The 26451-nt window shown below is 64.1% G+C and carries 24 protein-coding genes; 5 read left to right on the top strand and 19 right to left on the bottom strand.

Translation table 11 applies throughout. From position 1 onward, the window contains the following. The 6 genes from DFO68_RS03285 to DFO68_RS03310 form a co-directional block, all read right to left on the bottom strand. Entirely contained in the window at positions 1–2856 is a 2856-nt protein-coding gene (locus DFO68_RS03285; RefSeq protein ID WP_133482029.1) for a molybdopterin-dependent oxidoreductase, read from the bottom strand. 24 nt (positions 2857–2880) lie between these two features. Next, complete coding sequence (locus DFO68_RS03290; RefSeq protein WP_133482031.1) at positions 2881–3084, bottom strand: twin-arginine translocation signal domain-containing protein; 204 nt, start codon at positions 3082–3084, stop codon at positions 2881–2883. A gap of 95 nt (positions 3085–3179) precedes the next feature. Continuing rightward, positions 3180–3782 carry a TorD/DmsD family molecular chaperone gene (locus DFO68_RS03295; protein ID WP_133482033.1) on the bottom strand — a complete coding sequence of 201 codons (603 nt, stop codon included), beginning with the start codon at positions 3780–3782 and terminating at the stop codon, positions 3180–3182. A gap of 4 nt (positions 3783–3786) precedes the next feature. After that, entirely contained in the window at positions 3787–5505 is a 1719-nt protein-coding gene (locus tag DFO68_RS03300) for a 4Fe-4S binding protein (RefSeq protein WP_133482035.1), read from the bottom strand. Between the two features lie 179 nt (positions 5506–5684). Next, positions 5685–6293, bottom strand: coding sequence for a DUF3306 domain-containing protein (locus tag DFO68_RS03305; protein WP_133482037.1), 609 nt, complete (start codon positions 6291–6293; stop codon positions 5685–5687). Next, a complete protein-coding gene (locus DFO68_RS03310; RefSeq protein ID WP_133482039.1) occupies positions 6290–6721 on the bottom strand; it encodes a DUF3305 domain-containing protein in 432 nt (143 codons plus the stop codon). The genes DFO68_RS03305 and DFO68_RS03310 overlap by 4 nt, the downstream gene beginning before the upstream one ends. A gap of 95 nt (positions 6722–6816) precedes the next feature. On the opposite strand from DFO68_RS03310, the gene DFO68_RS03315 reads away from it, so the two are divergent. Continuing rightward, a complete protein-coding gene (locus DFO68_RS03315) occupies positions 6817–7662 on the top strand; it encodes a formate dehydrogenase accessory sulfurtransferase FdhD (protein ID WP_133482041.1) in 846 nt (281 codons plus the stop codon). A gap of 3 nt (positions 7663–7665) precedes the next feature. On the opposite strand, the gene DFO68_RS03320 is transcribed toward DFO68_RS03315, so the two are convergent. Together DFO68_RS03320 and DFO68_RS03325 are read right to left on the bottom strand one after the other, a co-directional pair. After that, the gene (locus DFO68_RS03320; RefSeq protein WP_133482043.1) at positions 7666–8301 is read right to left on the bottom strand and encodes a helix-turn-helix domain-containing protein; all 636 of its coding nucleotides are present in this window, start codon (positions 8299–8301) and stop codon (positions 7666–7668) included. A gap of 153 nt (positions 8302–8454) precedes the next feature. Continuing rightward, on the bottom strand, positions 8455–9390 hold the full coding sequence (locus tag DFO68_RS03325) for a histone deacetylase family protein (protein WP_133482045.1): 936 nt from the start codon (positions 9388–9390) through the stop codon (positions 8455–8457). 110 nt (positions 9391–9500) lie between these two features. Here DFO68_RS03325 and DFO68_RS03330 point away from each other — a divergent pair, with 110 nt between their 5' ends. Then, a complete protein-coding gene (locus DFO68_RS03330) occupies positions 9501–12248 on the top strand; it encodes a bifunctional acetate--CoA ligase family protein/GNAT family N-acetyltransferase (protein WP_133482047.1) in 2748 nt (915 codons plus the stop codon). Positions 12249–12319: 71 nt separating this feature from the next. On the opposite strand, the gene pdxH is transcribed toward DFO68_RS03330, so the two are convergent. The 7 genes from pdxH to DFO68_RS03365 all read right to left on the bottom strand — a co-directional run bounded on the left by pdxH (position 12320) and on the right by DFO68_RS03365 (position 16164). After that, complete coding sequence (gene pdxH / locus DFO68_RS03335) at positions 12320–12961, bottom strand: pyridoxamine 5'-phosphate oxidase (protein ID WP_133482049.1); 642 nt, start codon at positions 12959–12961, stop codon at positions 12320–12322. Between the two features lie 93 nt (positions 12962–13054). Then, positions 13055–13402 carry a branched-chain amino acid transporter permease gene (locus DFO68_RS03340; protein WP_133482051.1) on the bottom strand — a complete coding sequence of 116 codons (348 nt, stop codon included), beginning with the start codon at positions 13400–13402 and terminating at the stop codon, positions 13055–13057. Next, positions 13399–14091, bottom strand: a complete 693-nt coding sequence (locus tag DFO68_RS03345) for an AzlC family ABC transporter permease (protein WP_243726403.1) — start codon at positions 14089–14091, stop codon at positions 13399–13401. Before DFO68_RS03345 ends, DFO68_RS03340 begins: the two co-directional genes overlap by 4 nt. Positions 14092–14123: 32 nt before the next feature. After that, entirely contained in the window at positions 14124–14516 is a 393-nt protein-coding gene (locus tag DFO68_RS03350) for a DUF2069 domain-containing protein (RefSeq protein ID WP_133482053.1), read from the bottom strand. Between the two features lies 1 nt (position 14517). Continuing rightward, a complete protein-coding gene (wrbA, locus tag DFO68_RS03355) occupies positions 14518–15141 on the bottom strand; it encodes an NAD(P)H:quinone oxidoreductase (protein WP_133482055.1) in 624 nt (207 codons plus the stop codon). A gap of 105 nt (positions 15142–15246) precedes the next feature. Next, positions 15247–15708, bottom strand: a complete 462-nt coding sequence (locus DFO68_RS03360; RefSeq protein WP_133482057.1) for an MgtC/SapB family protein — start codon at positions 15706–15708, stop codon at positions 15247–15249. A gap of 39 nt (positions 15709–15747) precedes the next feature. After that, positions 15748–16164, bottom strand: a complete 417-nt coding sequence (locus DFO68_RS03365; RefSeq protein WP_133482059.1) for a gamma-glutamylcyclotransferase family protein — start codon at positions 16162–16164, stop codon at positions 15748–15750. Positions 16165–16279: 115 nt separating this feature from the next. Here DFO68_RS03365 and smrA point away from each other — a divergent pair, with 115 nt between their 5' ends. Continuing rightward, complete coding sequence (gene smrA, locus DFO68_RS03370; RefSeq protein WP_133482061.1) at positions 16280–16873, top strand: DNA endonuclease SmrA; 594 nt, start codon at positions 16280–16282, stop codon at positions 16871–16873. 28 nt (positions 16874–16901) lie between these two features. Here smrA and DFO68_RS03375 read toward each other — a convergent pair whose 3' ends face one another. The 3 genes from DFO68_RS03375 to metH all read right to left on the bottom strand — a co-directional run bounded on the left by DFO68_RS03375 (position 16902) and on the right by metH (position 22933). Further along, positions 16902–17450: a DUF934 domain-containing protein gene (locus DFO68_RS03375; RefSeq protein WP_243726404.1), complete on the bottom strand. Its 549-nt coding sequence runs from the start codon at positions 17448–17450 to the stop codon at positions 16902–16904. After that, complete coding sequence (locus DFO68_RS03380) at positions 17443–19095, bottom strand: nitrite/sulfite reductase (protein ID WP_133482063.1); 1653 nt, start codon at positions 19093–19095, stop codon at positions 17443–17445. The genes DFO68_RS03375 and DFO68_RS03380 overlap by 8 nt, the downstream gene beginning before the upstream one ends. Positions 19096–19219: 124 nt before the next feature. Further along, complete coding sequence (gene metH / locus DFO68_RS03385; protein ID WP_133482065.1) at positions 19220–22933, bottom strand: methionine synthase; 3714 nt, start codon at positions 22931–22933, stop codon at positions 19220–19222. Positions 22934–23239: 306 nt separating this feature from the next. Between metH and nfuA the strand changes: the two genes are divergently transcribed. Next, positions 23240–23830 (top strand): Fe-S biogenesis protein NfuA, encoded by a 591-nt coding sequence (gene nfuA / locus DFO68_RS03390; protein ID WP_133482067.1) that lies wholly within the window; start codon positions 23240–23242, stop codon positions 23828–23830. Positions 23831–23977: 147 nt separating this feature from the next. Here nfuA and DFO68_RS03395 read toward each other — a convergent pair whose 3' ends face one another. After that, positions 23978–25012, bottom strand: a complete 1035-nt coding sequence (locus tag DFO68_RS03395; RefSeq protein ID WP_166637516.1) for a DNA-binding protein — start codon at positions 25010–25012, stop codon at positions 23978–23980. A gap of 206 nt (positions 25013–25218) precedes the next feature. Here DFO68_RS03395 and DFO68_RS03400 point away from each other — a divergent pair, with 206 nt between their 5' ends. Further along, a complete protein-coding gene (locus DFO68_RS03400) occupies positions 25219–26433 on the top strand; it encodes a tyrosine-type recombinase/integrase (protein WP_133482071.1) in 1215 nt (404 codons plus the stop codon). Positions 26434–26451 lie beyond the last annotated feature (18 nt).

The following is a 26451-nucleotide window of genomic DNA, read 5'->3' on the forward strand; positions in this document are numbered from 1 at the left end:
TCAGCTTGCCTTCTCGATGCGACACAGCGTGCATTTGGTTTCCTGCATCTGGGTCACCGAGTCGTAGCCATAGGTAGTAGCGGTATTGGCCGCCTCGCCAAGCACATAGGGGGCGGTGCCTTCCGGATAGCGATCATGCAGGCTCTCGCCCTGGAACACGCCACCGAAATGGAAGGGCATGAACACCACTTCGGGGGCAACCCGTGGAGTGACCAGTGCCTTGATCTTCACGCGTCCGCCCTCGGCGCCTTCGAGCCATACCATGTCACCTTCGGCAATCGACAGATCGTTGGCCAGCGCCGGGTTGATCTCGACGAACATCTCCTGCTGCAGCTCAGCAAGCCAGGACATGGAGCGTGTCTCCTCGCCACCGCCTTCGTACTCCACCAGGCGTCCGGAGGTGAGGATGATCGGGTATTTATCGGTGACGTCCTTCTGCTGGATGCTCCAGTAGAGGGTGGGCAAACGGTAGTGAGAAGCCACGTCGTCCCAGGTGCGGTACTCCTGCACCAGGTCACGGCGACTGGTGTAGAGCGGCTCACGATGCTTGGGGATGGGATCAGGAAAGGTCCAGACGTTGCAGCGCGCCTTGGCGTTACCAAACGGGGCACACTCATGAGCGATCGCCACGCGCTGGATGCCTCCGGAGAGGTCGGTCTTCCAGTTCTTACCTTCTGCCTCGGCCTTCTCCGCATCGGTCAACTCATCCCACCAGCCAAGGTCCTTGAGCATGGTGGCGGTGAACTCGGGGTAGCCATCCTCGAGATCGGAGCCCTTGCTGTATGAATCTTCGGCCAGCAGGTTTTCGCCGTTACGCTCGACGCCGAAACGGGCGCGGAAGGTCAGGCCGCCTTCCGACACCTTCTTGCTGGTGTCGTAGAGGATCGGTGTGCCGGGGTGGCCCATCTCGGCGGTGCCCCAGCAGGGCCAGGGCAGGCCGTAATAGTCGCCGTCGACGGGCCCGCCCTCGGCCTTGAGGTCGCGAAAGCTGAAGGTATGCCAGTTCTGCTGGTGGGCTTTCAGACGCTCCGGGCTCTGACCGGTGTAGCCCACCGTCCACATGCCGGCGTTAAACTCGCGGGTAATATCCTCGATCAGTGGCTCGTCGCCATTCATCCGGTAGTTTTTGACCAGTTCGTCACCAAAGCCGAGCTTTTTGGCCAACAGATACATGATCTCGTGGTCGGGCTTGGACTCAAACAGCGGCTCGATGACCTTGTCACGCCACTGGATGGAGCGGTTGGTGGCCGTGACGCTGCCGTAGGTCTCGAACTGGGTGGCGGCCGGCAGCAGGTAGACACCGTCCTGGCGATCATGCATGACGCCTGCCACGGTGGGGTAGGGGTCGACGATGACCATCATCTCGAGCTGCTGCATGGCCTTTTGCATCTCGGGACCGCGAGTCTGGGAGTTGACCGCATGCCCCCAGTAGAACATCGCCTTGAGCCGCGTGCGCTGGGAGATATCCTCTTGCTGCTCGAGTACACCATCGATCCAGCGCGAGACGGTGATCCCGCTGGAATACATCGGCTTGCCGTCGGTGTACTCGGTCTGGTCGAAGCGACTTTTCAGCCACTCGTAGTCAAGGCCCCAGATGCGCCCCCAGTGTTTCCAGGCTCCTTCGGCCAGGCCATAGTAGCCGGGCAGCGAGTGGGACATCAGGCCGAGGTCGGTGGCACCCTGGACGTTGTCATGGCCACGGAAGATGTTGGCCCCGCCGCCGGACTTGCCGATGTTGCCTAGTGCCAGCTCGAGGATGCAGTAAGCGCGGGTATTGTTGTTGCCAGTGGTGTGCTGCGTGCCGCCCATGCACCACACCACGCACCCGGGGCGGTTCTCGGCCAGGCGACGGGCGGTGTCGCGCATCGTCTCCTCGGGAACCCCGGTGATGTTCTCGACAACGTCGGGCGGGAAATTGGCCACTTCATCACGCACCTGATCCATGGCATAGACACGCTGGTCGATGTATTCCTGATCTTCCCAGTTGTTATCGAAGATGTGCCACAGCAGGCCCCAGATGAAGGCCACGTCGGAGCCGGGACGAATCCGCACGTAGCTGTCGGCCTTGGCCGCCGTGCGGGTGAAGCGCGGGTCGACGACAATGATCTCTGCCTGGCTGCGCTCCTTGGCCAGCAGGATATGCTGCATGGCCACCGGGTGGGCTTCGGAGGGGTTGGAGCCGATGAACATGATCGACTTGCTGTTCTGGATGTCGTTGAGCGAGTTGGTCATCGCCCCGTAACCCCAGGTGTTGGCCACCCCGGCCACGGTGGTGGAGTGGCAGATACGTGCCTGATGATCGGTATTGTTGGTGCCGGCCAGAGCCGCGAACTTGCGCATCAGGTAGGCCTGCTCGTTGCTGAACTTGGCCGAGCCCAGCCAGTAGATGCTGTCCGGGCCATTCGCCTCGGTCAGTTCCAGCACCTTGTTACCGATTTCCTCAATGGCATCGTCCCAGCTGAGCCGCTGCCACTCGCCGCCCACCAGTTTCATGGGGTACTTGAGGCGGCGAGTCGAGTGACCATGTTGACGCAATGAGGCGCCCTTGGCGCAGTGGGCACCGCGGTTGATGGGGTGATCGAAGGCGGGTTCCTGCTTGGTCCACACACCCTCCTGGACCTCGGCATAGACACCGCAGCCCACCGAGCAATGTGAGCAAACGGTCCGCTTGGTCTCCACCGGAGCGTCAGAGACGGCGGTTTTCTCAGCCGCCTCGGCACGCTGCATCATGGGCGCGCCCATGAAGCCTGCCGCCGCCAGTCCCCCGGTGGTGGCCCCGCTGCGCTTGAGAAACTGGCGGCGGGAAATGCCCAGCCCACCGGCTCTCGGGGTATCAGATCTTGGAGTCAGACGCATGGCTTTGTTCTCCTGGCTGGGTCGTCAGTCACGCAGGGTGGCGTAGAAGGCACGGATGTGGGCGGTTTCCCGGTACTCACCGCTGGTAGCGGCTTGTTTTGTCGGTGCCTTGGTCTCGGCCTGGGCCAGGGTCACGTGGCCCACCGCAGCGGCCGCACCGGCGGCGGCAGTGCCGATGCCTAGCGTCTTGAGAAAGCGCCGGCGCTCTGGATTGCGTGTGTTGGTCATGGGGGTGTCTCCTTCTTCTTTATGCTGTCTACTTTAAGCTGTCTGCGGCCTCTGCTGCGCCTTGTTGGGGTGGCCTCACCGTTTGGCGTGAGGCATCAGGGTTGGACGATCCGTACAGGAGAGGCGAGCGCCTCGGCTTCGAGATGCCGCGACTCCTCTTCGATGAAGGCCTGGCCGAACCGCCCCAGGTGAGCATGGAAGGGGGTGTCGACCTGGCCGAGATCCGCCAAGCATTGCGCGGCCCAGGGAGCAAGGTGCGCCATGAAGAAACGTGCCTCGTCGGGAGATCGGCTCTCGATCAGCATGGCCATCACCTCGCACAGGGCAGCCAGGTGATCCTCCGGGTCGCGACTGTGTTCGGCACGCTGGAAGCCGAGTCGTTTGAGGTCGCGGCGCAGTTCAACCAGAGCAGCGTCCATCAGCTCGCCGTTGCGATACCAGGAGGCGTAGGGCGTGATGTCGCCCTGCACCACGCCGACCAGATGGCGAAAGTGGGACCGCGCCAGGATCTCGGCATCGGCGTGTCCCGCGGCGGCAACCAGCGATGCCCAGCGCTCGGCGAGCAGGGAGCCGTCCCGTTCAACCTCCAGCCCGGCCAGCCACTCGAGCAGGGCAGCATCTGGAGCCTCGCGCACCAGCCGAGCCAGCAGCTGGTAGACATCAGTTCGCAGGGCATCATGCTCGTTCAACTCGTTCATGACGTCATACCTTCAACTGCGATTCAGGATCGCGGGCCATGGTCTGCCAGACATCCTTCACCCGGCAGTCCTCGCACATCTCCAGCCGGGCCAGGGCATCGCCGGCAAAGTAGGGGTGATCGGCCAGCTTCGACTTGAGGGTCGCGACGGTGCTGGCGGTGGCGAAGGGCTTGCCACAACGGATGCAGGGGAAGGCCGCCTCCTCGTGCTGGACGAGACGTTCACGACGTGTTGCATCGGCAAGAAAGCCGGGCACCAGGGTGATGGCATCCTCCGGGCAAGCCTCGGCGCAGAGCCCGCACTGCACGCAATCTGCCTCGCGAAAGCTCAGCAAGGGGCGATCATCGCCGGCGGCCAGTGCCGGGGTGGGGCAGTTGGAGACGCAGGAAAGGCAGAGGGTACAAGCGTCAGCGTCGACCGCAAGACCGCCATAGGCGGCACCCGCCGGCATTGCATGGCGTTGGCCGTCAGGGTGGCCAAGACGTGCCAGGTGGGCCAGCACGTCATCGAGGCGAGCGCGTTTGTCGCTGCTGGTGAACGTCAGCGGGGCACGATCCACCTCGAGCGGCGATGCGCCCGGCAGGGCATCGCGGGCTACCATGTCGCCGGCCATCAGGCGTTTCACCCGGGAAGGGGTGTGACCCATGGCATGGAGCAAGGCATGGGCCTGGTCGAGCTGATCGTCGATGAAGGCCGTGAGCCGTTCGGGCATGTAGGCGCGGCACTGGATGCGCACCTCGGCGGCACCGCCGGCCAGCGCGGTCAGCCACTGGTCGTGGCCGGCAGCGCCCAGCTCCTCGAGGGGGATGTCGAGAACATGGCCTGCCGCCTCGCCTTCCTCCGCCAGGTCACCGGCCTCGGCGAAGCGCACCACCGGTGCCGTGCCGCCGGCATCACGGTAGGCGGCGAGCTGGGCCAGCAGGGTCTGCTGCTGACGGGCGGTCTCGGGTAGGCGGAACTGGATGGCCCCGGTGGGACAGGCGCTGCTGCAACTGCCGACGCCATGGCAGCGGAAAGGGTCGATCTCGATCCACGCCTCGATGCGTCCCTGGTGGCTGCGGATAGCATCAGCCGGGCATACTTCAAGGCAGCGCGTGCAGCCCGTGTAGCCGCTGGCAGAGTGAGCGCAGAGGGCATTGTCAATCTGGAAGTAGCGCGGCTTGTCGAAGTCGCCGACCAGACCGGCAAGCGCCTCCAGCTGGGCGTCACGCTGAGGATCAGACCAGGTGAGGGCGACATAGCCAGGCGGTGGCAGTTCGAGGGCAAGCCGGGGCACTTCGCCGAGATCAAGCACTAGGTCGAAATGCTCGCGACCGGCCAATGCCCGCGCCAGGTCCAGGGTCTCGTCCACTCCTGCCAGGATGGCAGAGAAGCGGCCCAGGTAGCCGGCGATCTCGATCCGTCGGGACTCGGCCCGGGACAACCGCTGGCTGGTCATGCCGGCGGTTGCGGCCAGCAACGCCTCGTCCTCCTCGAGCGAGGCATCATCGTCCATCGGCTCGGTGAACAACAGGGCAGGTGCGGGCAGGCCTTTTTCGTGCAGGGCGTGGGCGGCGCGACGGACATCGCGTTCGTTGCCCAGCACCAGGGCATGGCCCTCGCTGTGATAGCCGACACTCGCCGGGGTGAGGTTGACCGGCCAGGAAACACGCTGGCGTACCGCCTCCCGTGCCTGCCGATTATGGTTGTCATCCACCGGCGTGATCTCAATTCGCTGGTTCATGCAGTCTCATGGTCGTGTAGGGAAAGAGGGTTGTCTCGACATGCCAATGTTCAAGTCTTCACTGAAACAGTGTCGAGTGCAAAGGCTCCCTTGGTCTAAGACATAAGTCTGATCCATCAGCCAGATAGACTGGCGTTATGAGCGACAGTGTGTAGGTAGATGGCTGCAGGGCCTGGTACTCATGTCGAGCGCTCATCAGTCGTTCCGCTCTTAGATGAAGGTATCTCATCAGTATCAGCGTCGCTTTGCGAAGCCGGCCGGGATGTGCCCAGGGATGACTCATCGGTATCTCCCCCCCTGCTGGCCAGCTCCTCAGAGGCAGTCTCTTGCGGTGTTTGGTCATCGTGAGGTGCCTGGTCTTCACTCCACGGTTGACGCGTCCAGTCGCGAAGTCGCTCGGCCACTTCGCTCGCCAAAGGCGTTAGCTTCTTGCGAAAATCATCATCGTAGTCGTTGAGACCATCACGTAGGCCATAGTGCTCAGCGGCAAAGAGGCGCCGCAGGGCGCGCTTGCGCAAACCGCTGCTAACCCCGTCGGCCAGGTAGGCCTTGATATCGCTGCCGGCGGGCAGGGTATCGGGGTCGGGCAGGGTATGGTCGAGACTGCCCGGGGGTGGTGCAGCAGGTGGTGTGAGCTCCCTGGTGGATGGCGCCGGTGTCGACGCTTCCTCTTGCGGCGTCTCGGCTTTCCGTGACTCTCCATCCTGCGGGGATGTATCGGAGCGCGGGGCGTCACACTGCGTGGTGTCACCCCGCTTGAGGCGCGACCATCGTTCGAAGCGACTCATGTATCGATCTCCCGGGCGCGCCCGGCACCCTTGTGTTTCTTTTTGCGACCCTCCATCGGAGCCTCGCCATGATGGGCGAGGTAAGCCTCGATCCAGGCTTGAATCGCCAACGGCATGTCGACCTCCAGCACTTGGTGCTCACCATCGAGCCAGCCGGCGGCCACGTCCTGGCTGGCCGAGATGGCGGCGGGGACAGGGGTGTCACTGGCGTCACCAGCCCGCACGAACAGGCGTGGGGTGGCGCTACCCAGGTTGAAGCGATAGGCGGCACGCTCGGTCATGTAAAGCTGCAGATCGAGTGTCCAGGGGCCGGCAGTGCCGGGGGCGAGGTCGGTGATCCCCCAGCGGGTCGTGGTGAAGCCCTTGATGGAGAGCGGTTCGCCGACGACATCGAAACTGAGTGAACGAGAGCTGCGGATTGGCGACATGGAACGAGTAGCTCCGACGTTATGTATATCCAGTAAAGACAGTCATGAAGGACAATGCCATCATCGTCAATCAATGTTCTGCCGAGGAGCCATGGATGAACGACATCAGCCTGAGCCGGGCACGCCTGCCGGCCACCCTGGAGATCGAAGTGCTCAACGAGTTCGGCGAGGCCAGGCAGCAGGCCATTGCTGCGGAGCGTGCCTTAACAGTCTACCTCAACAAGCGGGAAATCGTCACCCTGATGACCCTGGGGGCCGATCCCGAGGCGCTGGTAGTGGGTTACCTGCGCAATCAGGGACTCTTGAGTGGCCTGCAGGATCTCCAGGCGGTGCATGTGGACTGGGATGTGGAGGCGGCCGCGGTGGTCACCCGCCATCTGCCGGAGGATCTGGATGAGCGCCTGGGCCAGCGCACCGTCACCACCGGCTGCGGTCAGGGGACGGTCTTCGGCCGGCTGCTCGAGGCGACCTCCCTGAGCCCTTTGCCGGATACCGTGATGCGACAGTCGGTGCTTTATGACCTCCTCGACAATCTCGGCGCTTACAACGAGACCTATCGCAGTGCCGGCGCCGTGCATGGCTGCGCACTGTGTCGCCAGGCGGCGGTGCTGGACTTTGTCGAGGACGTGGGGCGCCATAATGCCGTGGACACCCTTACCGGTCGCCAATGGCTGGCGGCAGCGGAGAGCAGTGACGCCGACATCTTCTACACCACCGGCCGGCTGACCTCGGAGATGGTCCTTAAGGTGGCGCAGATGGGCATTGGGATGCTGGTATCGCGCTCGGGGGTGACCCAGAAGGGTGTTGAGCTGGCTGAGCGCTTTGGCGTGCTGTTGATCGCCCGCGCCAAGGGGCGTCATTTTCAGGCGATCCATGGCGCCGGGCGGCTGGAGCTCGATGCCATCCCCACGCGGCGCCCGGGAGACCGGGCGCGGGCCTGAGCCTCAGGTGCTGCCCTCGCCCCGGGTGCAGACCGACAGCACCACGGCATCGGCCTCGCTGACCGAGATCAGGGCATGACCCATGGCGCTGTCAAAATAGATGCTGTCGCCGCTGGTCAGGGCCAGCGGCTCGTAGTACTCGGTGTAGAGCAGGATCTCGCCGTCGAGCACCATCAGAAACTCCTCGCCATCATGGCGCACCCACTCGCTGAACTCCTCGAAGGCGCGCGCCCGCACGATGGTCTTGAAGGGGATCATGCGCTTCTGGGCGAGCTCGCAGCTGAGCAGCTCGTGCTCGTAGGTCGGAGTGGGATGGCGCTGTCCTTCTCCCTGACGGGTGAGGTCGCGTCGTCCCGTGGTGCGGGGCTGGACCTTGGGTGGCGAGAGCAACTGGGGCAGGTCGATGCCCAGGCCATTGATCAGCTTCTGCACAGCCGTAAAGGTAGGTGAGATCTGGTCGTTCTCGATCTTGGACAGGGTGGAGCGAGCTAGGCCGGTACGTTGGCTGACGTCCTCGAGGGTCCACTGTTGGGCCAGCCGATGTTCCTTGAGGCGCTCGCCGAGGCGCAAGGGTTCGACGAAGGGCTTGCGGCCGGCGGCAATGCGCAGGGCAGCGTCCTGATCGGTGGTGGCGGTCATGCACTGTTCACTATCGGAAACGAGATTTCGCCAAGTTTACCACAGTCACCACCCACGGCCTTGCGCCCGCGACCCGTTCATACCGCGCTGTGACGCGAAAAACAACAAGCCGGTGACGCTTGCGGCCATTTCTCTGCCCCGGGAAACCTGCGCTCAATTACCGAAGGGTAGCCCGAGCAGGGCCTTGAGATGCGCTTCGGCACAGCGCCCCAGGGAATCCACTTCATAGCCGCCTTCGAGTACCGATACCAGGCGGCCGTCGGCATAGAGCTCAGCGATCTCCAGCGCCATGTGGGTGATCCAGTGGTAGTCCTCGTCTTCCAGGCAGAGCTCTGCCAAGGGGTCCTCGCGGTGGGCGTCGAAGCCTGCCGAAACCAGCACGATCTCTGGTTTGAAGGCATGCAGGGCAGGCAGCCAGTCGTCCTCGATGGCCTTTCGAAAGGCGGCACTGTCGGTGCCGGCAGGCAGTGGCGTGTTGACCACGTTATGCCATTCGCTACGCAGGTACCGCCACGGGTAGAAGGGAAACTGGAAGCTGGAGCAGACCAGCACGTCAGGGTCATTCTTGAAGATATCGATGGTGCCGTTGCACTGATGCACGTCGAAGTCGAGGATGGCGATCCGGCGGGCGCCATACTTGGCCTTGGCGTGAGCAGCACCCACCGCGACGTTGTTGTAGAAGCAAAAGCCCATGGCATCGGAGGCTTCCGCATGGTGCCCAGGGGGGCGCACCGCGCAGAAGACGTTGTCGGCCTGGTGGCGAAATACCTGGTCGACGCCCCGCACCACCGCCCCCGCGGCTAGTCGTGCCGCCTTGAGACTATCAGGATTCATCATGGTGTCACTGTCCAGAGTGACGATGCCGTGTTGCGGTACGCATTTGTCCAGGGCCCGCAGGTGACGAAGCGGATGGACTCGGGCGAGCTGCTCCTCGGTTGCCGCCTTGGCGTCGGACTGCATGGTATGCTGCAGCACACCGGAGAGCATCAGCCGAGCGCGGATGGCATCCAGCCGCAGCGGGCTTTCGGGGTGTTCGGGCCCCATGTGATGCAACTGACAGTCAGCGTGAGTAATGTAGGCGGTAATCATGCACTGGCTCCGAAATGATTAAGTTCACCTTAAACGCGACCGCGGCGTGTCGGACAGTGTCAAAAAGTCTTACACAATGAAGGGGAGCGCCCCTTCAAGGAGGATACTGCGTGAGCACCCGCTTCCTGCGCCACTTCTTCGAACCCGCCAGCATCGCAGTGATCGGGGCGTCCGAGAAGCCCCACTCCACGGGCGGGCTGGTGATCCGCAATCTCCGCGAAGGCGGCTTTGCCGGCAGTATCTGGGCCGTCAACCCCGAGGACGATGAGACGGTCTTCTCGGTGCCCTGCGTTGGCCACGTCTCACAGCTACCCGAGGTGCCGGACCTGGCGGTGATCTGTACACCGGTGGCGTCGGTGCCTGAGCTGCTCGACAAGCTCGGACGCTTCGGCGTCAAGGCTGCGCTGGTGCTCTCCGTTGGGGCCCACCTCGACGACGAGCAGAACGGCACGGAGTCGATCCGTAGCCGCATGCTCGCTGCCGCCAGGGTCTCGGGCATCCGCGTGCTTGGCCCTGAGTGCATGGGACTGATCGTTCCGGGGCGCAAGCTCAATGCCTCTTACGCCAGCCAGCCGGTCAAGGCGGGTCGCGTGGCCTATCTCGGCCAGTCAGGCATGCTCGGCAATGCCATGATCGACTGGGCCGCCGGCCGCGGCATCGGCTTCTCGCACCTGCTGACGCTGGGGGACAGCGTCGATGTGCTGCTGCCGGACCTGATGGATTACATCAACCAGTTTTCACCCGCCCAGGCGATCCTGCTTCACCTTGAGCACATCATGGACGCCCAGCATTTCATGACCTCCCTGCGCGACGCCTCACGCAATCGCCTGGTGCTGGCGATCAAGAGCGGTCGCACCGCCGAGTCGGACATCTCCGGACTGCCGCCGACGCCCGGGGTGGCCAATCGTGACCAAATCTTCGAGGCGGCCTTCGCACGGGCCGGGGTGGTCCGGGTCGATGACTCTGACGATCTGTTCGACGCCCTAGAGACGCTCTCGCGCATGAAGCCCCTCAAGGGGGACCGCCTGGCTATCGTGTCTAACGGCCTGGGACCGGCGATGCTGGCCATCGACAAGCTGATCAATGCCGGGGGCAAGCTGGCCCACTTCAGCGAGGCGACTCGCAGGGCGCTGTCTCGCGACGACTTCGATATCAGCAAGCCCGGCGAGAATCCGGTGGACCTGGGCGGCAATGCCACCCCGGAGCGCTTCGTCCAGGCGCTGGAAATCGTGGCCGCCGAACCGGAGGTGGATGCGGTGCTAGTCGTCCATGCGCCGACCCGCCTGGCACCCTCCAAGACCACTGCCCAGGCGATCATCGCTGCGCGCAAGCGCTTCCGGCGTAACCTTTTGACCAGCTGGATGGGGCTGGAGGAGGCGCTGTCGGCCCGACACGAATGCAACCTGGCCGGCATTCCCACCTACATCTCGCCGGAGAAGGCGGTAAAGGCCTTCATGCACATGGTCGACTATCAACGCGTTCAGGCCCTGCTCCAGGAAACCCCGCCGAGTCTGCCCTTTACCACCACCCCGGAGATTCGACGGCGCTGCCGGTCGCTCATCGAAGAGGCCCGCGCGGCGGAGCGCGAATGCCTGTCGCACTCCGAGACCGCGCAGGTGCTGAAGGCCTACGGGCTGCCAGTGGCGACGAGCCGCTATCCACGTAATGCCGAGCAGGCCGCCGAAGCGGCGGCCTGCTTCGAGGGACCCATGGCCCTCAAGGTGATCCATGAGGGTAACTGTCGACCTTTCCGCTACCGCCAGCATCCGCACAAAATCTCCGCTGGCCTGATCCAGGACCTGACAGGCCCCGAAGAAGTTGCCGAGGCCGTGGAACGTCTGGGTGACAAGGTAGCGGAGAAGTTTCCAGACCTCGCGGTGCATGAGTATTGCCTGCAGGCCATGCAGCGCGGCAAGCACTCCATGCAGCTGTGTGCCGGCATCACCCGAGATCCGGTCTTCGGTCCGCTGATCGTGTTCGGCATCGGCGGCTACAAAGTCAATATTCTGGCCGACCGCCAGGTCGCCCTGCCGCCGCTCAACATGAGCCTGGCCGCCGACGTGGTAGGGCGCACCCATGCCGCCCGGTTAATTCGCGAGCATTCCAGCCATCCCGAGCGTGATCTGGAGCGGCTCTGTGAGCTGCTGGTCAAGCTGTCACAGATGGCCAGCGACCTGACACAGCTGCGCGGCCTGGAGCTCAACCCCCTGCTGCTCAACCGCGATGGCGTGGTGGCGGTGGACTTCGCCATGGACCTGGGCTCCCCCGCGCGCTTCGCGATCATGCCTTATCCCGAGGAGCTGCGTGAATGGGTGACGCTCAAGAACGGCTGGCAGGTCGAGATTCGCCCTATCCGGGCCGAGGATGCCCCGCTACTCAATCGTTTCCATGAGCAGCTTTCTGAGGAAAGCATCCGTTTTCGCTACTTCCACAACAAGGCCGATCTAACTCAGCGAGACCTGTCGATCCTCTCGCATATCAACTACGACCGCCAGATGGCCTTCATCGCTGAGCACCGTCGTGACGATGGCAGCAAGGAGATGCTCGGCGTGGTGCGGGTCTGGAACGACGCCGACAACATCCGCACCGAGTTCTCGATCATTGTCCGCGACGACCTCCAGGGGCTGGGCATCGGCAGCTTGCTGATGAAGAAGATGATCAGCTACTGCAAGAGTGTGGGTACCCTGGAGATGATCGGCAAGATCATGGTCGACAATCACCCGATGCGCGCGTTGATGAAGCACCTGGGCTTCAAGCTGCGCTACAACATGGAAGAACAGGTGGTGGATGCGGTGCTGCGGCTCAATGAACCGGAGAGCGATTGGCAGCGTCACCGCCTAGAGAGTCTGCCGGACTGAGCCGGTTGCCGGATGGGGCCACGCACCCCTGCGGAGTGGCGGGGGCCTTTGATGCAGACGGATAAGGCTGGTCAGGGTGCGAGACGGAAATGCTGCCAGGTGCCATCACGCCGCTCGTAGCGGACACGGTCGTGCAGGCGGCTAGGCTGTCCCTGCCAGAACTCGATCATGTCGGGGATCACTCGGTAGCCGCCCCAGTGGATGGGTCGCGGAATCTTTTGATCCTCATAGGCGTGCTCGAAGCGCTGCTCGCGTTCGGCGAGCCAGGTGCGATCCGGGATTACCACGCTCTGGGTGGCCACCCAGGCGCCCAGCTGATTGGCACGCGGACGCGTGGCGAAGTAGGCATCCGACTCCGCAGGTGTCACCTGTTCCACACGCCCCTCGACGCGCACCTGGCGGGAAAGCGACGGCCACCAGAAGACCAGGGCCGCATGCGGTACGTTGGTCAGCTCACTGCCCTTGTGACTGTGATAATTGGTGTAGAAGACCAGCCCCTGATCATCGACGCCTTTGAGCAGCACGATACGGGCATGGGGTAATCCCTGGCTGTCGGCAGTGGCCAGGGTCATGGCGTTGCCGTCATCCCCCTCGGCATCTAGCGCCAGGGTCAGCCATTCGTCAAACAACACCATGGGCTCATCGGGGGTGGCGGACTCGTCGAGCTGGCCACCTTCATAGTCGCGCCTAATGTCGGCAATCTTGCGTGTCATGACCTTCTCCTCGGATTTTGTGCCATGGTCGCCGCTCGCCGGAACGAGCTCAATACCTCGGACGGGGCAGGCAAGCGATATTTTTGGCTAAGCTTATGGCGTCCAGCCCAGCTGCACCATGGCCATGTAGGCGCCCGTGCCGCCGATGATCGACAGCAGGGCATTGCGCTGCCATAAATGCAGGCCCACCACTAGCAGTGAAGCGAGGATCATTGGCCAGCCATTGGCCATGGCATTGAGCCTTCCATCGACCAATGGACGGAAGTCACGCAGGGCGTAGAGTACCAGGATCATCATCACCGCCGGCGGCAGGTAGCGACCCAGGTGCAGGATCAGCGGATGCTCTGCATGGCGTGCCAGGGCCACGAAGGGCAGCACCCGGGTGACGAAGGTTGCCGCGGCACATACCATGATGAATTCCAGCAGCTCAAGGCCGTTCATGGGCGATCTCCAAGCTGCCGGCGCCGATAGTCGGCCAGCAGCACCAGGCTGGCGGCGCCGATCGCCCCTAGTAGCAGGTGGCGCTCGGGCAGCACTAGCATGGCCACGAGACCGGTGATCAGGGCGACGGCGAAGGGCAGCCACTGGCGCAGCCGCCTTGCCTGCTCCAGGGTCAGCACGATGAACAGTGCGGTCAGCGCGAACTCGATACCGCGACTGTCGAACTGGAAGGTGGTGCCGATCAGCACGCCTGCGATAGACCCCAGCACCCACCACAGCTGGTTGAGCAGGCTGATGCGAAAGGCTTGGGCGTGGTCGATACCGCGGTCAACGGCGTGAGTGGTCAGTAGCGAATAGGTTTCGTCGGTGAGGGCAAAGATGAGATACGGCTTGCGCCAACCGGCCCCCTGGAAGCGACGCAGCAGCGACAGGCCGTAGAAAAGATGGCGTGAGTTGAGCATCAGGGTGGCCACGGCCACCTCTACCAGGCCAGCTTCGCCGGCGAGCAGCGCGACAGCCAGGAACTGCCCCGCCCCGGCATAGATGAGCAGCGACATCAGCACCGCTCCCCATGCAGGGATGCCCACCTCGATGGCGAGGATGCCGAAGGCCGCTCCCAGCGGCAGATAACCGAACATCACCGGCAGGGTGGTGACGCCGGCCTCCTGCCAGGCGTGATGCTTGCGCAATATAACTCTCCTGTTCGCGTTTTTCACATCCGCTAGGTGGAGCGCTGCTGGCGGCTGCGGAAGCGAGCATAGCCCGTGCAGCCAGCGAACAACACCAGCGAGACCAGCGCCTCGGCAGTGCCGCGCAGTTCCTGGCCGGGCAGGGTGGCCACCATCACCCCCTGGGTGAAGTAGAGCAGGCTGACAAAGGCCAGCCAGGCATGCCCGCGGGGTCGACGAGTGAGAAGTGAGGGCAAAAAGAGCACCAGCGGCAACACGAAGGCCACCAGCGGCAACAAGGGATTGCCATCGGTGGTTACCATGACACCCCGGTAGACCATCAGCGCCAGCAGCAGGCCGTAGCTGCCCAGCACCAGTCGGCGCGAAGCCGCCGTCAAGCGGTCAAGCCCCTTGCGGGCCTCCAGGTCTTCCAGCCACTGTTTCATCTCATGAGCCCTTCGAGCGTGAGGCTGCAAGGGCCAGGGTGAGCCGCGCCAGACGCTTGCCCTGGGCGAAGATCAGGCGGCGCTCATGCTCATCCAGCGGTCTGTCGCTGCGCTTGCCGGCGAGGTGACTCGTTCCATAGGGCGTGCCACCGGTGCTGGTCTCCATCAGCTCGACCTCGCTGTAGGGCAGGCCGGCATAAACCATGCCATGGTGCAGCAGCGGCAGCAGCATCGAGATCAGCGTGGTTTCCTGGCCACCATGCAGGCTGGAGGTCGAGGTGAAGGCGGTAGCCGGCTTGTCGATCAGCGCCCCCCCCATCCATAGCTCGGCGGTGCCGTCGATGAAGTGCTTGAGGGGAGCGGCCATGTTGCCAAAGCGGGTCGGGCTGCCAATGGCCAGCCCCGCGCAGTGACGCAGGTCGTCGAGGCTGGCGTAGATGGCCCCCTCCTCGGGAATCTCAGGATCGACAGCCTCGCAGGTGGTCGAGACCGGTGGCACGCTGCGCAGGCGGGCGTCGATGCCCGGGCAGGACTCGACGCCGGCCGCTAGATGCTCGGCCATGGCGCGGGTGGCGCCATGGCGCGAATAGAAGAGAATCAGTACATAGGGAAGCTTTGCGGTCATGGGAATTCCTGGTGGCAGAGCGTGATCAAGGGCGCCTGCCGGTTCCACTCGGGGAAAAGCGGCTCATTGTAGGCCGCGGTCCAATCCTGCCACAACCGGGCTGGCTCAGTCGCTGCCCCTGTGGTCGGGGAAGAGGCGCTCGATGGCCCCCAGCACCGACATGATCACCAGCGCCATGAGGGTGATCATGCCGGCCAGCGCGAAGTTGTGGACCCCGGCGGAGACGCCGATGGCACCGGCCAGCCAAATCGACGCTCCAGTAGTGATGCCATGAACACTGGTACCACTATGAATGATACTGCCGGCGCCCAGAAAGCCGATGCCACCGACCACGCCTTGGACGATACGGGTGGGGTCGATGCGTGCCGAAGGGTCGCCCTCGGCGGTACTGAACAGGATATCCAGCCCAACGATCAAGAAGGCCGCGGCCCCCAGGGCCACCAGCATGTGCGAGCGCAACCCCGCCGGCTTGCCGCGCAGCTCGCGCTCCAGGCCCAGCACCAGCGCCAGGCCGGCGGCCACGCCCAGCCGGGTGAACATGTCGAATAGTGAAATCTCGGTTTCCATGGCATCTCCCTTGACCGAACAATGGTGCGGATGAGGATCTCAATGGCGGCGTCGGTAGGTCCAGACGCGCCGACCATCGGCCAGTGTGACGCGAACACGGTCGTAGCGAATGCCGAGTCTTTCATAACGGTCCAGGCGTTTCAGCTCCTTGGCATCGACCGTCAATACCAGGCCCTCCACGCGTCCCTGTCGGGCCTCTTCCAGATCAAGGCCGTCGCGCCGGAATCCCTCGAGCACGGCGGGCTCGGGGTCGCCAGTGCGGCCGTAGACCAGCCAGCGCACCGGGGCATGGGTGAGAGTGCCATAAACAAAGACCCGATGGGGGCCTTGCTGAATGGGGGGCAGCTGGTCGGGGCGATCGTAGGTCCAGGGGCTGAGCATCGTCAGCCACAACCAGCCGGACAGGGCCAAGGGGGTGCCGAGGGCCAGGGCGCCCAGCCATTTGAACGCTCGCATGGGATATCCTTGTCGCAAAACAGACGACCATCCTGCCACGACCGCGGCGGTGACTTAAGCCTTCAGGATGGCTCTGCTAGGATGAAAGCTCACCATCATGTCCAGGAGGTGCCCTATGGGCCAGGCAAATCATGACGACGAGGATTTCCGGGCACTGATGGCGGATGTTCGCCCCCTGCGTCGCACTACCAACCGCGCCGATCCCGGGCGCAGGTGTCCCGAGCCCAGCGAGGCCCAACTCGCCAGGCGGCTGAGTGCTGCGGCCGAGGGAGAAGGGCGCGACTTTCTTTCCGATGATTTCGTCGAGCTGATAGCGCCTTTCGATCCCCTGGCCTTCCGGCGAGACGGCATCCAGCAGGCGGTCGTCGAGCGCCTGCGCCATGGCGGCTATCCGGTTCAGGCCAGCCTGCATCTGCTGCGCCGGCCGCTGACGGAGTGCCGAGGTCTGCTGCCAGCCTTCATCCGCGAAGCCTACGCGCACGACCTGCGCTCGGTGTTGATCGTGCATGGCCGGGGGCGCGAGATCGACAGCCCCCCCAACGTGCTGCGCTCTTACCTGGCGAAGTGGCTCGCGGCCTTCGACGAGGTCCAGGCCTTCGTCTCGGCCGGCCAGTCAGAGGGTGGCCTCGGGGCGACCTGGGTGATGCTGCGCAAAAGTCCACGGGCCAGGGCCGCCAACCGCGAGCGCCAGCAGAAGCGCCGGGGATAATGATAAAGGGGCTGCAGGATATGCACCGTCAGGCGCCTTTCCGCTCGCGCATCCGGCGCTCAAAGAGCGGTTCGCGCACGTCCACGGCGGGCTGGTAGCTGACGCTGAAGGCTCCCAGTGCCCGTAGGGCGTCGTCGAGGTGCTGGTCCTCGCGCAGCGCCAAGGCATCGAAGCCGCAGCGGCTCATATAGTAGATCTGGTCGACCAAGACATCGCCGATGGCGCGAATCTCCCCCCTATAGCCGTGGCGCTCCCTGAGCAGGCGAGCCAGGGTGTAGCCGCGGCCATCGGTGAAGGTCGGGAAGTCGATGGCGATCAGTGGCGCCTCGGCGAGTTCCTCGGCAAGGGATGAGGTGAGCTCGCTATCGCTGGCAAGCCAGGGGGCCAGCTCGGGCTCGTGGGGATGTTCCCGCCACAGAGACAGGGGCACAATCACGGGACGAGTGTCCGGCAGGTGCGCTTCGCTCCGGGATAACGCCCACTTGTCCTCTGCCGGCTGTCCCAGCTTGATCAGGGTTCGGCCGGTTTCCATAAGCGAGTGCTGGGCCTGGTCGACAGGCGTTTCACGATCAGGCATAGACGCGTTCCTTGAAGGGCTTGAGGCCGATGCGGCGATAGGTGTCGAGGAATCGTTCATCCTCGAAGCGCTGCTCCACGTAAACCTTGAGCACCTTGTCGATCACATCCGGGATATCCTCGCGAAAGAAGGAGGGGCCGAGAATCTTGCCCAGCGAGGCATCGTCGGTGGAGTTGCCTCCCAGCGATACCTGGTAGTACTCCTCGCCCTTCTTATCGACCCCCAGGATGCCGATATGGCCGACATGGTGGTGGCCACAGGCATTCATGCAGCCGGAGATATTGAGATCCAGCGGCCCCAGGTCGTAGAGGAAGTCGAGATCCTCGAAGCGCTCCTGCAGGGCTTGGGCGATGGGGATCGACACCGCATTGGCCAGGCTGCAGTAGTCACCGCCAGGGCAGCAGATGATGTCGTTGAGGGTGCCCACCGTGGGGTTGGCCATGCCCAGCGTATCGAGGGCCTGCCACAGAGACTCCAGCTCGTCTACCGGGACGTCGGAGAGCACCAGGTTCTGCTCGTGGGTAACCCGGGTCTCGCCGAAGCTGTAACGGTCAGCGAGGTCAGCGATGGCTTCCATCTGGTCGGCGGTGACGTCGCCTGGCGCGTGCTCGCGGCGCTTCAATGACAGGGTAACCGCCTTGTAGCCAGCCACCTTGTGGTCGGTCACGTTGTTGGTGACGAAGCGGGCGAAGGCACGGTTCTCGCCGCGCAGCCTCTCGAAAGCGGCGATGGCCTCATCGGCCACCGGGCGCCGCTCGGGCTCGGGGAAGTGGGCCATGGCGGAGGCCACGACGCCCTCCGTCAGGGTCTGAGGACCCTCCTTGAGGTGGGCCCATTCGGCCTCGACGCGACGACGGAACTCCTCGATGCCCAGCGCCTTGACCAGGATCTTGATGCGCGCCTTGAACTTGTTGTCGCGACGCCCGAACTGGTTGTAAACCCGCACGCAGGCTTCCAGGTAGGTGAGCAGGTGCTGCCAGGGCAGATCCTCGCGCACCACGTCGCCGATCATCGGGGTGCGTCCCAGGCCGCCACCGGCGAGCACCTTGACCTTCAGCTCACCCTTGTCGTCGCGCCACAGGCGCAGGCCGATGTCATGGACCTGGATGGCGGCGCGGTCCTCGGCCGCACCACTGACAGCGATCTTAAACTTGCGCGGCAGGAAGGCGAACTCGGGGTGCAGGGTCGACCACTGGCGGATCAGCTCGCACCAGGGCCGCGGATCCTCAACCTCGTCCTTGGCGATGCCGGCGAACTGGTCGCTGGTGGTATTGCGGATGCAGTTGCCGCTGGTCTGGATGGCATGCATCTGTACCTCGGCCAGCTCACCGAGGATGTCGGGTACATCCTCCAGCGCCGGCCAGTTCAGTTGCAGATTCTGGCGGGTGCTGAAGTGGCCGTAACCGCGATCGTAGCGTCGGGTGATCGTCGCCAGGCGCCTGAGTTGGGCGCTCGAGAGCATCCCATAGGGAATGGCGATGCGCAGCATGGGCGCATGCTTCTGGATATAGAGCCCATTCTGCAGGCGCAGCGGACGAAACTCGTCCTCGCCGAGGCGGCCGGCCAGGTAGCGATCCATCTGATCCCGAAACTGGACGACCCGCTCGTCCACGAGGGTCTGGTCGTAGGTGTCGTACCGATACATTCAGGCGTTCCTGCTGGTCGAAGCGGGTGAAGAGCGTATCCGTCCGGCACCATACTCTCTTCGCTTTATTCTATGAAAGAATAAATAATCATAGAAATTTGAAAAATAGTTATTAAAAATCGTTTCATGCCGATTGCTGCACGGGATCGTAGGAGAGCACCGGCGCGAGCCAGCGCTCGAGCTCCTCGACGCTCATTCCCTTGCGGTGGGCTAGTATCTCGACCTGGTCGCGGGTGATCTTGCCGGTGGAAAAGTATTTCGAGCGCGGGTGGGAGAAGTACCAACCGGCCACCGCGGCGGCCGGCCACATGGCGAAGTTCTCGGTGAGTTCAATACCGGCATTCTTGCCGGCCTCGAGCAGGCGGAACAGGGTCGCTTTCTCGGTGTGGTCGGGGCAGGCCGGGTAGCCGGGGGCCGGGCGGATGCCCTGGTACTGCTCGGCGATCAGCGCGTCATTGTCCAGTGTCTCCTCGGGCACATAGCCCCAGAACTCCTTGCGCACCCGCTCGTGCAAGCGCTCGGCGAAGGCTTCGGCGAGCCGGTCGGTAAGCGACTGCACCAGGATGGCGTTGTAGTCGTCGCCGGCGGCCTTGTACTGTTCTGTCAGCGCTTCGACGCCGTGGCCGGTGGTAACCGCGAAGCCGCCGATCCAGTCGGGCTTGCCACTCTCCCTGGGGGCGATGAAGTCGGCCAGGCTGTGGCAGACACCGTCGCGGTTCTTGGTGGTCTGCTGGCGGATATGGTGCAGCCGCTCGATCACCTCGCGACGCGATTCGTCGGCATACACCTCGATGATGTCGTCATCGACGCTATTGGCCGGCCACAGGCCGATCACCCCGCGGGCCTGGATGCGCTTTTCATCGATCAGCTTGCGCAGCATCGCCTGGCCATCGGCGAACAGCTGGCGGGCCGCCTCGCCGACCTTGGCATCGTCGAGGATCTTGGGGTACTTGCCGGCCAGCTGCCAGCTCATGAAGAAGGGCGTCCAGTCGATGCGCTCGACCAGCTCCTCGATGTCATAGTCATCGAACACTTGAAGTCCGGTGATCGCCGGTCGCGGCGGCGTGTAGCCTGTCCAGTCCATGGCTGGCTTGCGGCTCCGGGCCTCAGCGTAGGTGAGGTCGGCCGCTTTGGGGCGACGTTTGGCGTTGCGTTCGCGCACCGTCTGGTATTCGGCGCGGATCTCGTCGATATAGGCCGGCTTGAGCGCCGGGGAGAGCAGCTTGCCGGCTACGCCCACCGCCCGCGAGGCATCGGTGACATAGACTACCGGATGCTCATAACCGGGCTCGATCTTCACCGCGGTATGGGCCTTGGAAGTGGTGGCGCCGCCGATCAGCAGCGGCAAGGTGAAGCCCTGGCGCTGCATCTCCCTAGCCACGTGGACCATCTCGTCTAGCGACGGGGTGATCAGCCCGGAGAGGCCGATAATGTCGGCGTTCTCGTCGCGGGCGGTCTGCAGGATCTTTTCGGCGGGCACCATCACGCCGAGGTCGATGACTTCATAGTTGTTGCACTGCAGCACCACGCCGACGATGTTCTTGCCGATGTCGTGGACATCGCCCTTGACGGTGGCCATCACGATCTTGCCCTTGGCCTGAGTGTCGGCGCTCTTCTCGGCCTCGATGTAGGGGATCAGGTAGGCTACCGCCTGCTTCATGACCCGCGCCGACTTCACCACCTGAGGCAGGAACATCTTGCCGGCGCCGAACAGGTCGCCGACCACGTTCATGCCGTCCATCAATGGCCCTTCAATCACCTCGATTGGCCGCTCGGCGCGCTGCCGGGCGAGTTCGGTGTCTTCCTCGATATGGGCGGTGATGCCCTTGATCAATGCATGTTCGATGCGTTTCTCGACTTCCCAGCTACGCCATTCGAGGTCTTCCTTCTTGGCCGGGCCGCTGCCGTCCCCCTGGTACTTGTCGGCGAGTTCCAGCAGGCGTTCGGTAGCATCGTTGCGGCGGTTGAGCACTACGTCCTCCACGGCCTCGCGAAGCTCCGTGGGCAGGTCGTCGTAGACCGCCAACTGGCCAGCGTTGACGATGCCCATGCTCAGGCCGGCGCGGATGGCGTGGTAGAGAAACACCGAGTGGATCGCCTCGCGCACCGTGTTGTTGCCGCGAAACGAGAAAGAGACATTGGAGACCCCGCCAGAAACCAGGGCATGGGGCAAGTGCTCGCGAATCCAGCGGGTGGCCTCGATGAAGTCCACGGCGTAGTTGTTGTGCTCCTCGATGCCGGTGGCGATGGCGAAGATGTTGGGATCGAAGATGATGTCTTCCGGCGGGAAGTCCAGCTCATCGACCAAGATCCGGTAGGCGCGCTGACAGATCTCGGTCTTGCGCGTGAAGGTGTCGGCCTGACCGGTCTCGTCGAAGGCCATCACCACCACCGCGGCCCCGAAGCGCCGGCAGGCCGTGGCCTGCGCACGGAAGGCGTCCTCGCCCTCCTTCATTGAGATGGAGTTCACCACCGACTTGCCCTGCACGCACTTAAGGCCCGCCTCGATGATCTCCCACTTGGAGGAGTCGATCATGATGGGCACCCGGGCGATGTCGGGCTCACCAGCGATCAGGTTGAGGAAGCGCACCATGGCCTCCTGGGACTCCAGCATCCCCTCGTCCATATTGATGTCGATAATCTGGGCGCCGTTCTCCACCTGCTCCAGGGCCACTTCCAGAGCGGTGGTGTAGTCCTCATCGACGATCAATCGCTTGAAACGCGCCGAGCCGGTGACGTTGGTGCGCTCGCCGACGTTGACGAACAGCGAGTCAGCCTCGATGTTGAAGGGCTCGAGCCCGGAGAGGCGGCAGGCACGCGGCCGATCAGGCACGCGGCGCGGCGCCAGCCCCTGGATGGCGGCATGGATCGCCGCGATATGCTCAGGGGTGGAGCCACAGCAGCCGCCGATGATGTTAACCAGGCCACTCTCGGCGAACTCGGCAACGATCGCCGCCATCTCCTCCGGGGTCTGGTCATACTCGCCGAACTCGTTGGGCAGGCCGGCATTGGGGTGAGCCGAGACGAAGGTATCGGCCTTGGTGGCTAGCTCCTCGATGTAGGGCCGCAGCTCCGCCGCCCCTAGAGCGCAGTTCAAGCCGATGGAAAGCGGCCGGGCATGGCGCAGCGAGTTCCAGAACGCCTCGGTGGTCTGACCCGAGAGGGTACGACCCGAGGCATCGGTGATGGTGCCCGAGATCATCACCGGCAACCGCTCGCCGCGTATCGCGAAGAGCTCCTCCAGGGCATAGATCGCCGCCTTGGCGTTGAGGGTATCGAAGATGGTCTCGATCAGGATCAAATCGGCACCGCCCTCGATCAGCGCTTCGGCGGCCTCGAGGTAGTTCTCGCGCAAGGTATCGAAGGTGACGTTGCGCTTGGCCGGGTCATTGACGTCCGGCGACAGCGAAGCGGTGCGCGAGGTAGGCCCCAGCACGCCGGCCACATAGCGCGGCACGCCGCTCTCCTCGGCCACGGCGTCGCATACCTGACGGGCCAGACACGCAGACTCGCGATTGAGTTCGGGGACGAGTGCCTCCATGCCGTAATCGGACTGGGAAAGGCGGGTACTGTTGAAAGTATTGGTCTCGACGATATCGGCCCCGGCCTCCAGGTACTGGCGATGGATCCGCGTCACTAGATCAGGGCAGGTCAGGGCCAGCAGGTCATTGTTGCCCTTGAGATCGCTCGGCCAGTCGGCGAAGCGTTTCCCGCGGAATTCCTGCTCGGAGAGCCCGGCATTCTGCAGCATGGTCCCCATGCCGCCGTCGAGCATCAGGATGCGTCGCGCAAGGCTGTCATGGAGCGTGGCGGTCAGGGCGGTAGGAACGTCGGCCATGGGTCGAATCGATCTCCAGCGTAGGCGTCAAGGAACGAGCCGGCAGCGGGGCGCCTGGGGGCATCTTGTCGAGGAGTGCGCTGCGGGCAGGGGCGGGCCTGGAGCGTTTGGCGCATCGGCAGGCCGTCGGGCAAGGCGGCTATCTTAGCAAAAGCCATGGCCCCGGGGCAGGGGGGCGGCTAAAACCTAGCAATTCAGTCGGGATTGTGTCGATCGCACGTGTCGCTTACCATTAGGGACATCACTTGTTCAGACCATGCCGCGCCACCTCCCCACCACGCGGGATGTCATGATAGCGAGAATACCATGAGCGACAACATCCAGATCACCGACAGTGCCCAGGACTACCTTGCCGAACTGCTCGAGAAGCAGAACGTGGAAGGCATCGCGGTGCGCATCTTCATCACCCAGCCCGGCACTCCCTACGCCGAGACCTGCCTGGCCTACTGCCGCCCAGGCGAGGAAGAGCCCAGCGACGAACTGCTGGAGCTCGAGAAGATTCGTGTCTACCTGGACAAGAACAGCCTGCCCTTCCTCGAGGAGGCCGTGGTCGACTTCAATGCCGATCGCATGGGGGGGCAGCTGACCATCAAGGCGCCCAACGCCAAGATGCCCAAGGTCAATGCCGACAGCCCGCTCGAGGATCGCGTCAACTACATCCTCTACAGCGAGATCAATCCGGGGCTGGCCTCCCATGGTGGCGAGATCAAGCTGGTCGAGCTGACCGATGACCAGGTGGCGATCCTGGCGTTCGGCGGCGGCTGCCAGGGCTGCGCCGCGGTGGACCTGACCCTCAAGGATGGCGTGGAGCGCACCTTGCTGGAACGCATCCCGGAACTCGCCGGCATCCGCGACGTGACCGATCATACCGACACGACCCACGCCTACTACCGCTAGGCCGCTCGAACTCCCATCTGGAAGCACAATTCATAGCGTGCTGCTGGCTTAGACGCCCCTTTTCAGGGAAGCCTTCGGTTGTCATCGCGATCTGAAGATCGCTCCCATGCAAGTCGGTGTCCTCTTTATCCTTTTCATCTCATCCTTTCATCCTGCCCCTGAAGGCCCCGCTCCCGAGGGGCCTTCGTCGTTCTCGGGCACCTCTTCATGGGGTCGGGCGAGCACCGGCGCCTGCCACAGGCAGCGGTGGAGTTGGGCCTCCAGGTCGCGCAGCCGGCGAACCTGTTCCTCCAGCAGTTGCTTCTGCTCGTCGATTCGCGCCTGCATCAGCGCCTGCTCATGCAGCAGGGTCCGGGTGCGTTCCTCGGCCTGATGGCGCGCCCACTCGGTCTCGCGGTGGCGCTTCTCCTCGTCGGTTAGGGCCGCTCGCGCCTGTTGAACCAGCTGCTGCGCCCGCTCCAGGCGTGCCTCGAGCTGCCCCAGACGCTGAGCCTGCTGCTTGTCGGCCGCCTGGCGCTCCTGGCGTGCCTCGTCGAGCAGCCCCATGAGGCGCGCCTCGCTGCTTTCGTGACGTTTCTCCTCGCGGGCCAGGCGTTCCTGATGGCTTGAGGCCTGCTCGCTGAGCGCCTGTTGTTGCCGCTGTGCCTGGCGTTCGTGCTCTTGCTGCAGGCTTGCTAGTTGCGCCTCCAGGCGAGTCTGGCGAGCGGTGAGCTTTGCCTCGCGCTCCGCCAGCACATCGCGCTCGGTTTCACGACGCGCCAGCTCGCCGCTCTGTTCCGCGAGGCGCTGCTCGGTACGCGACAGGTGAGCTGCCAGCGCCGATTCACGCTGCTCGGCGTCCTCGGCCCGGCGCAGGGCCTCGTCGGCTTTCTCCTTCGCCGCCTCCACGCGGCCTTCGGCTTCCTGCCGATAGTGGGCAAGCGCCTCGTTGGCCGATGCCTGGGCCTTCTCCCACAGCGACTCGGCAAGTTCCTGCAGGGCCTCAGGCATGCCCCGCGGCGGAGGCAGGTCGCGGTTCTCCTCGCGCCGTGTCCGCCACTCCCGCAGGTGCTCGCTGATGGTCGTGAAGCTGCCGGTGCCCAGCACCTCGCGCACCTTGTGTACGCTGGGCGCCTCGCCCTTTGCCAGCAGGGCATCGACGGCCCGCTGCACATCCTCGTAACGCACGCCGCTGCGTGCCATAGCCATCCCCTCTTGGTTCCGCCGGCGCCATTACCGGCCATCGAGCGCAGTATAGCCGCAGGAGGTCGGAATCTGAAGATTTATTACGTTTTATGTAAAGCATAATTTTATTTACAAATCACATAATAAAATTAAGATTACGCGGCTTATCTTGCTTTTATTATAGGGGAGGCCGGATACTAGCGAGTAGGGCACAAGGAGCGAATATGGATAGCGAAACGAGGCCGGCAGTAACGGGCAAGAGACTCGAGGCGACATCGGCGGCACTCGAACGACTGCCTACAGTGGCAGGAGAGCGGCAAGACCTGCACATTGCCGCCGGCAACGACGCCGAGGCCGTGGCACGGTGGCTCGACGAGTACCGGGCCAGCCCCCGGACCCGACGTGCCTATCACCGCGAAGCGCAGCGCCTGCTGCTATGGCTGGCGGAGCAGGGCAGGGGGCTCGATGCGCTGCGCCGGGAAGACCTGGATGCCTTCGAGGCCTTCCTGGCCGACCCGCGCCCCGCCGCGCGCTGGATCGGGCCGGTTCGCCCACGCCATGACCCACGCTGGCGTCCCTTCCGCGGTCCGCTGTCGCCCGCCAGCCGTCGCCAGAGCCTGGTGATCCTGCAGGGCATGTTCGCCTGGCTGGTGGAGGCGGGTTGGGTGGCCCACAATCCCTTCCGCCTGATGCGCGACAAGCGCCGCCGCCTGGACAACCGCCAGGGCGGGATCGAGCGCTACCTGGAGCGTCCGCTGTGGGAGTGGCTATGGGCGTGGTTGAACCGGCCGGCGGAGGAGGGCGCGGCGAGCCGACATCGCTTCGAACTTGCCCGGCGGCGTCTGATCTTCGGTTTCGCCTACCTGCTGGCCCCGCGGATCAGCGAGATGAGCGCGACGCGCATGAACGACTTCCAGCGCCGCGAAGGGCGCTGGTGGTGGCATGTCGTAGGCAAGGGTGACAAGGCGGCTCGTATCCCGGTGCCGCCGGACATGATGGCGTTGCTGGGCGAGTGGCGAAGCACGCTGGGTCTGGCGGCGGAACCCTCGCCGGATGACGAATCCCCCCTGCTGCGGGCCCTGGACGGCCGCCGAGGGTTGGGCGACAACTGGCTCTATCGGCTGATCCGCGAGAGCTTCCAGGAGGCAGCCGAGGCGCTAGAGAAGGAGGCGGGCGAGATGACTCACGGCGAGGCGGGGCGCCTGCGTCAGGCGACACCCCACTGGCTGCGCCATACGGCGCTGACCCATCAGGCGCAGGCCGGGGTGGAGCTGCGCTACCTGGCCGCCACGGCTCGTCATTCGCGTCTCGACACCACGGCGCGCTACCTGCATGCCGAGGACGCGGAGTGGCATCGCCAGCAGGCGCGGCACGGGCTGGGGGCGCGAGGGCCGGCAGGCGATGACGACGATCGAGATGGCGGGCATGAGTCGTTATAATGGCACCAGCCACCTTCC

The sequence above is a fragment of the Halomonas ventosae genome (assembly GCF_004361885.1).
GTDB lineage: Bacteria > Pseudomonadota > Gammaproteobacteria > Pseudomonadales > Halomonadaceae > Halomonas > Halomonas ventosae_C.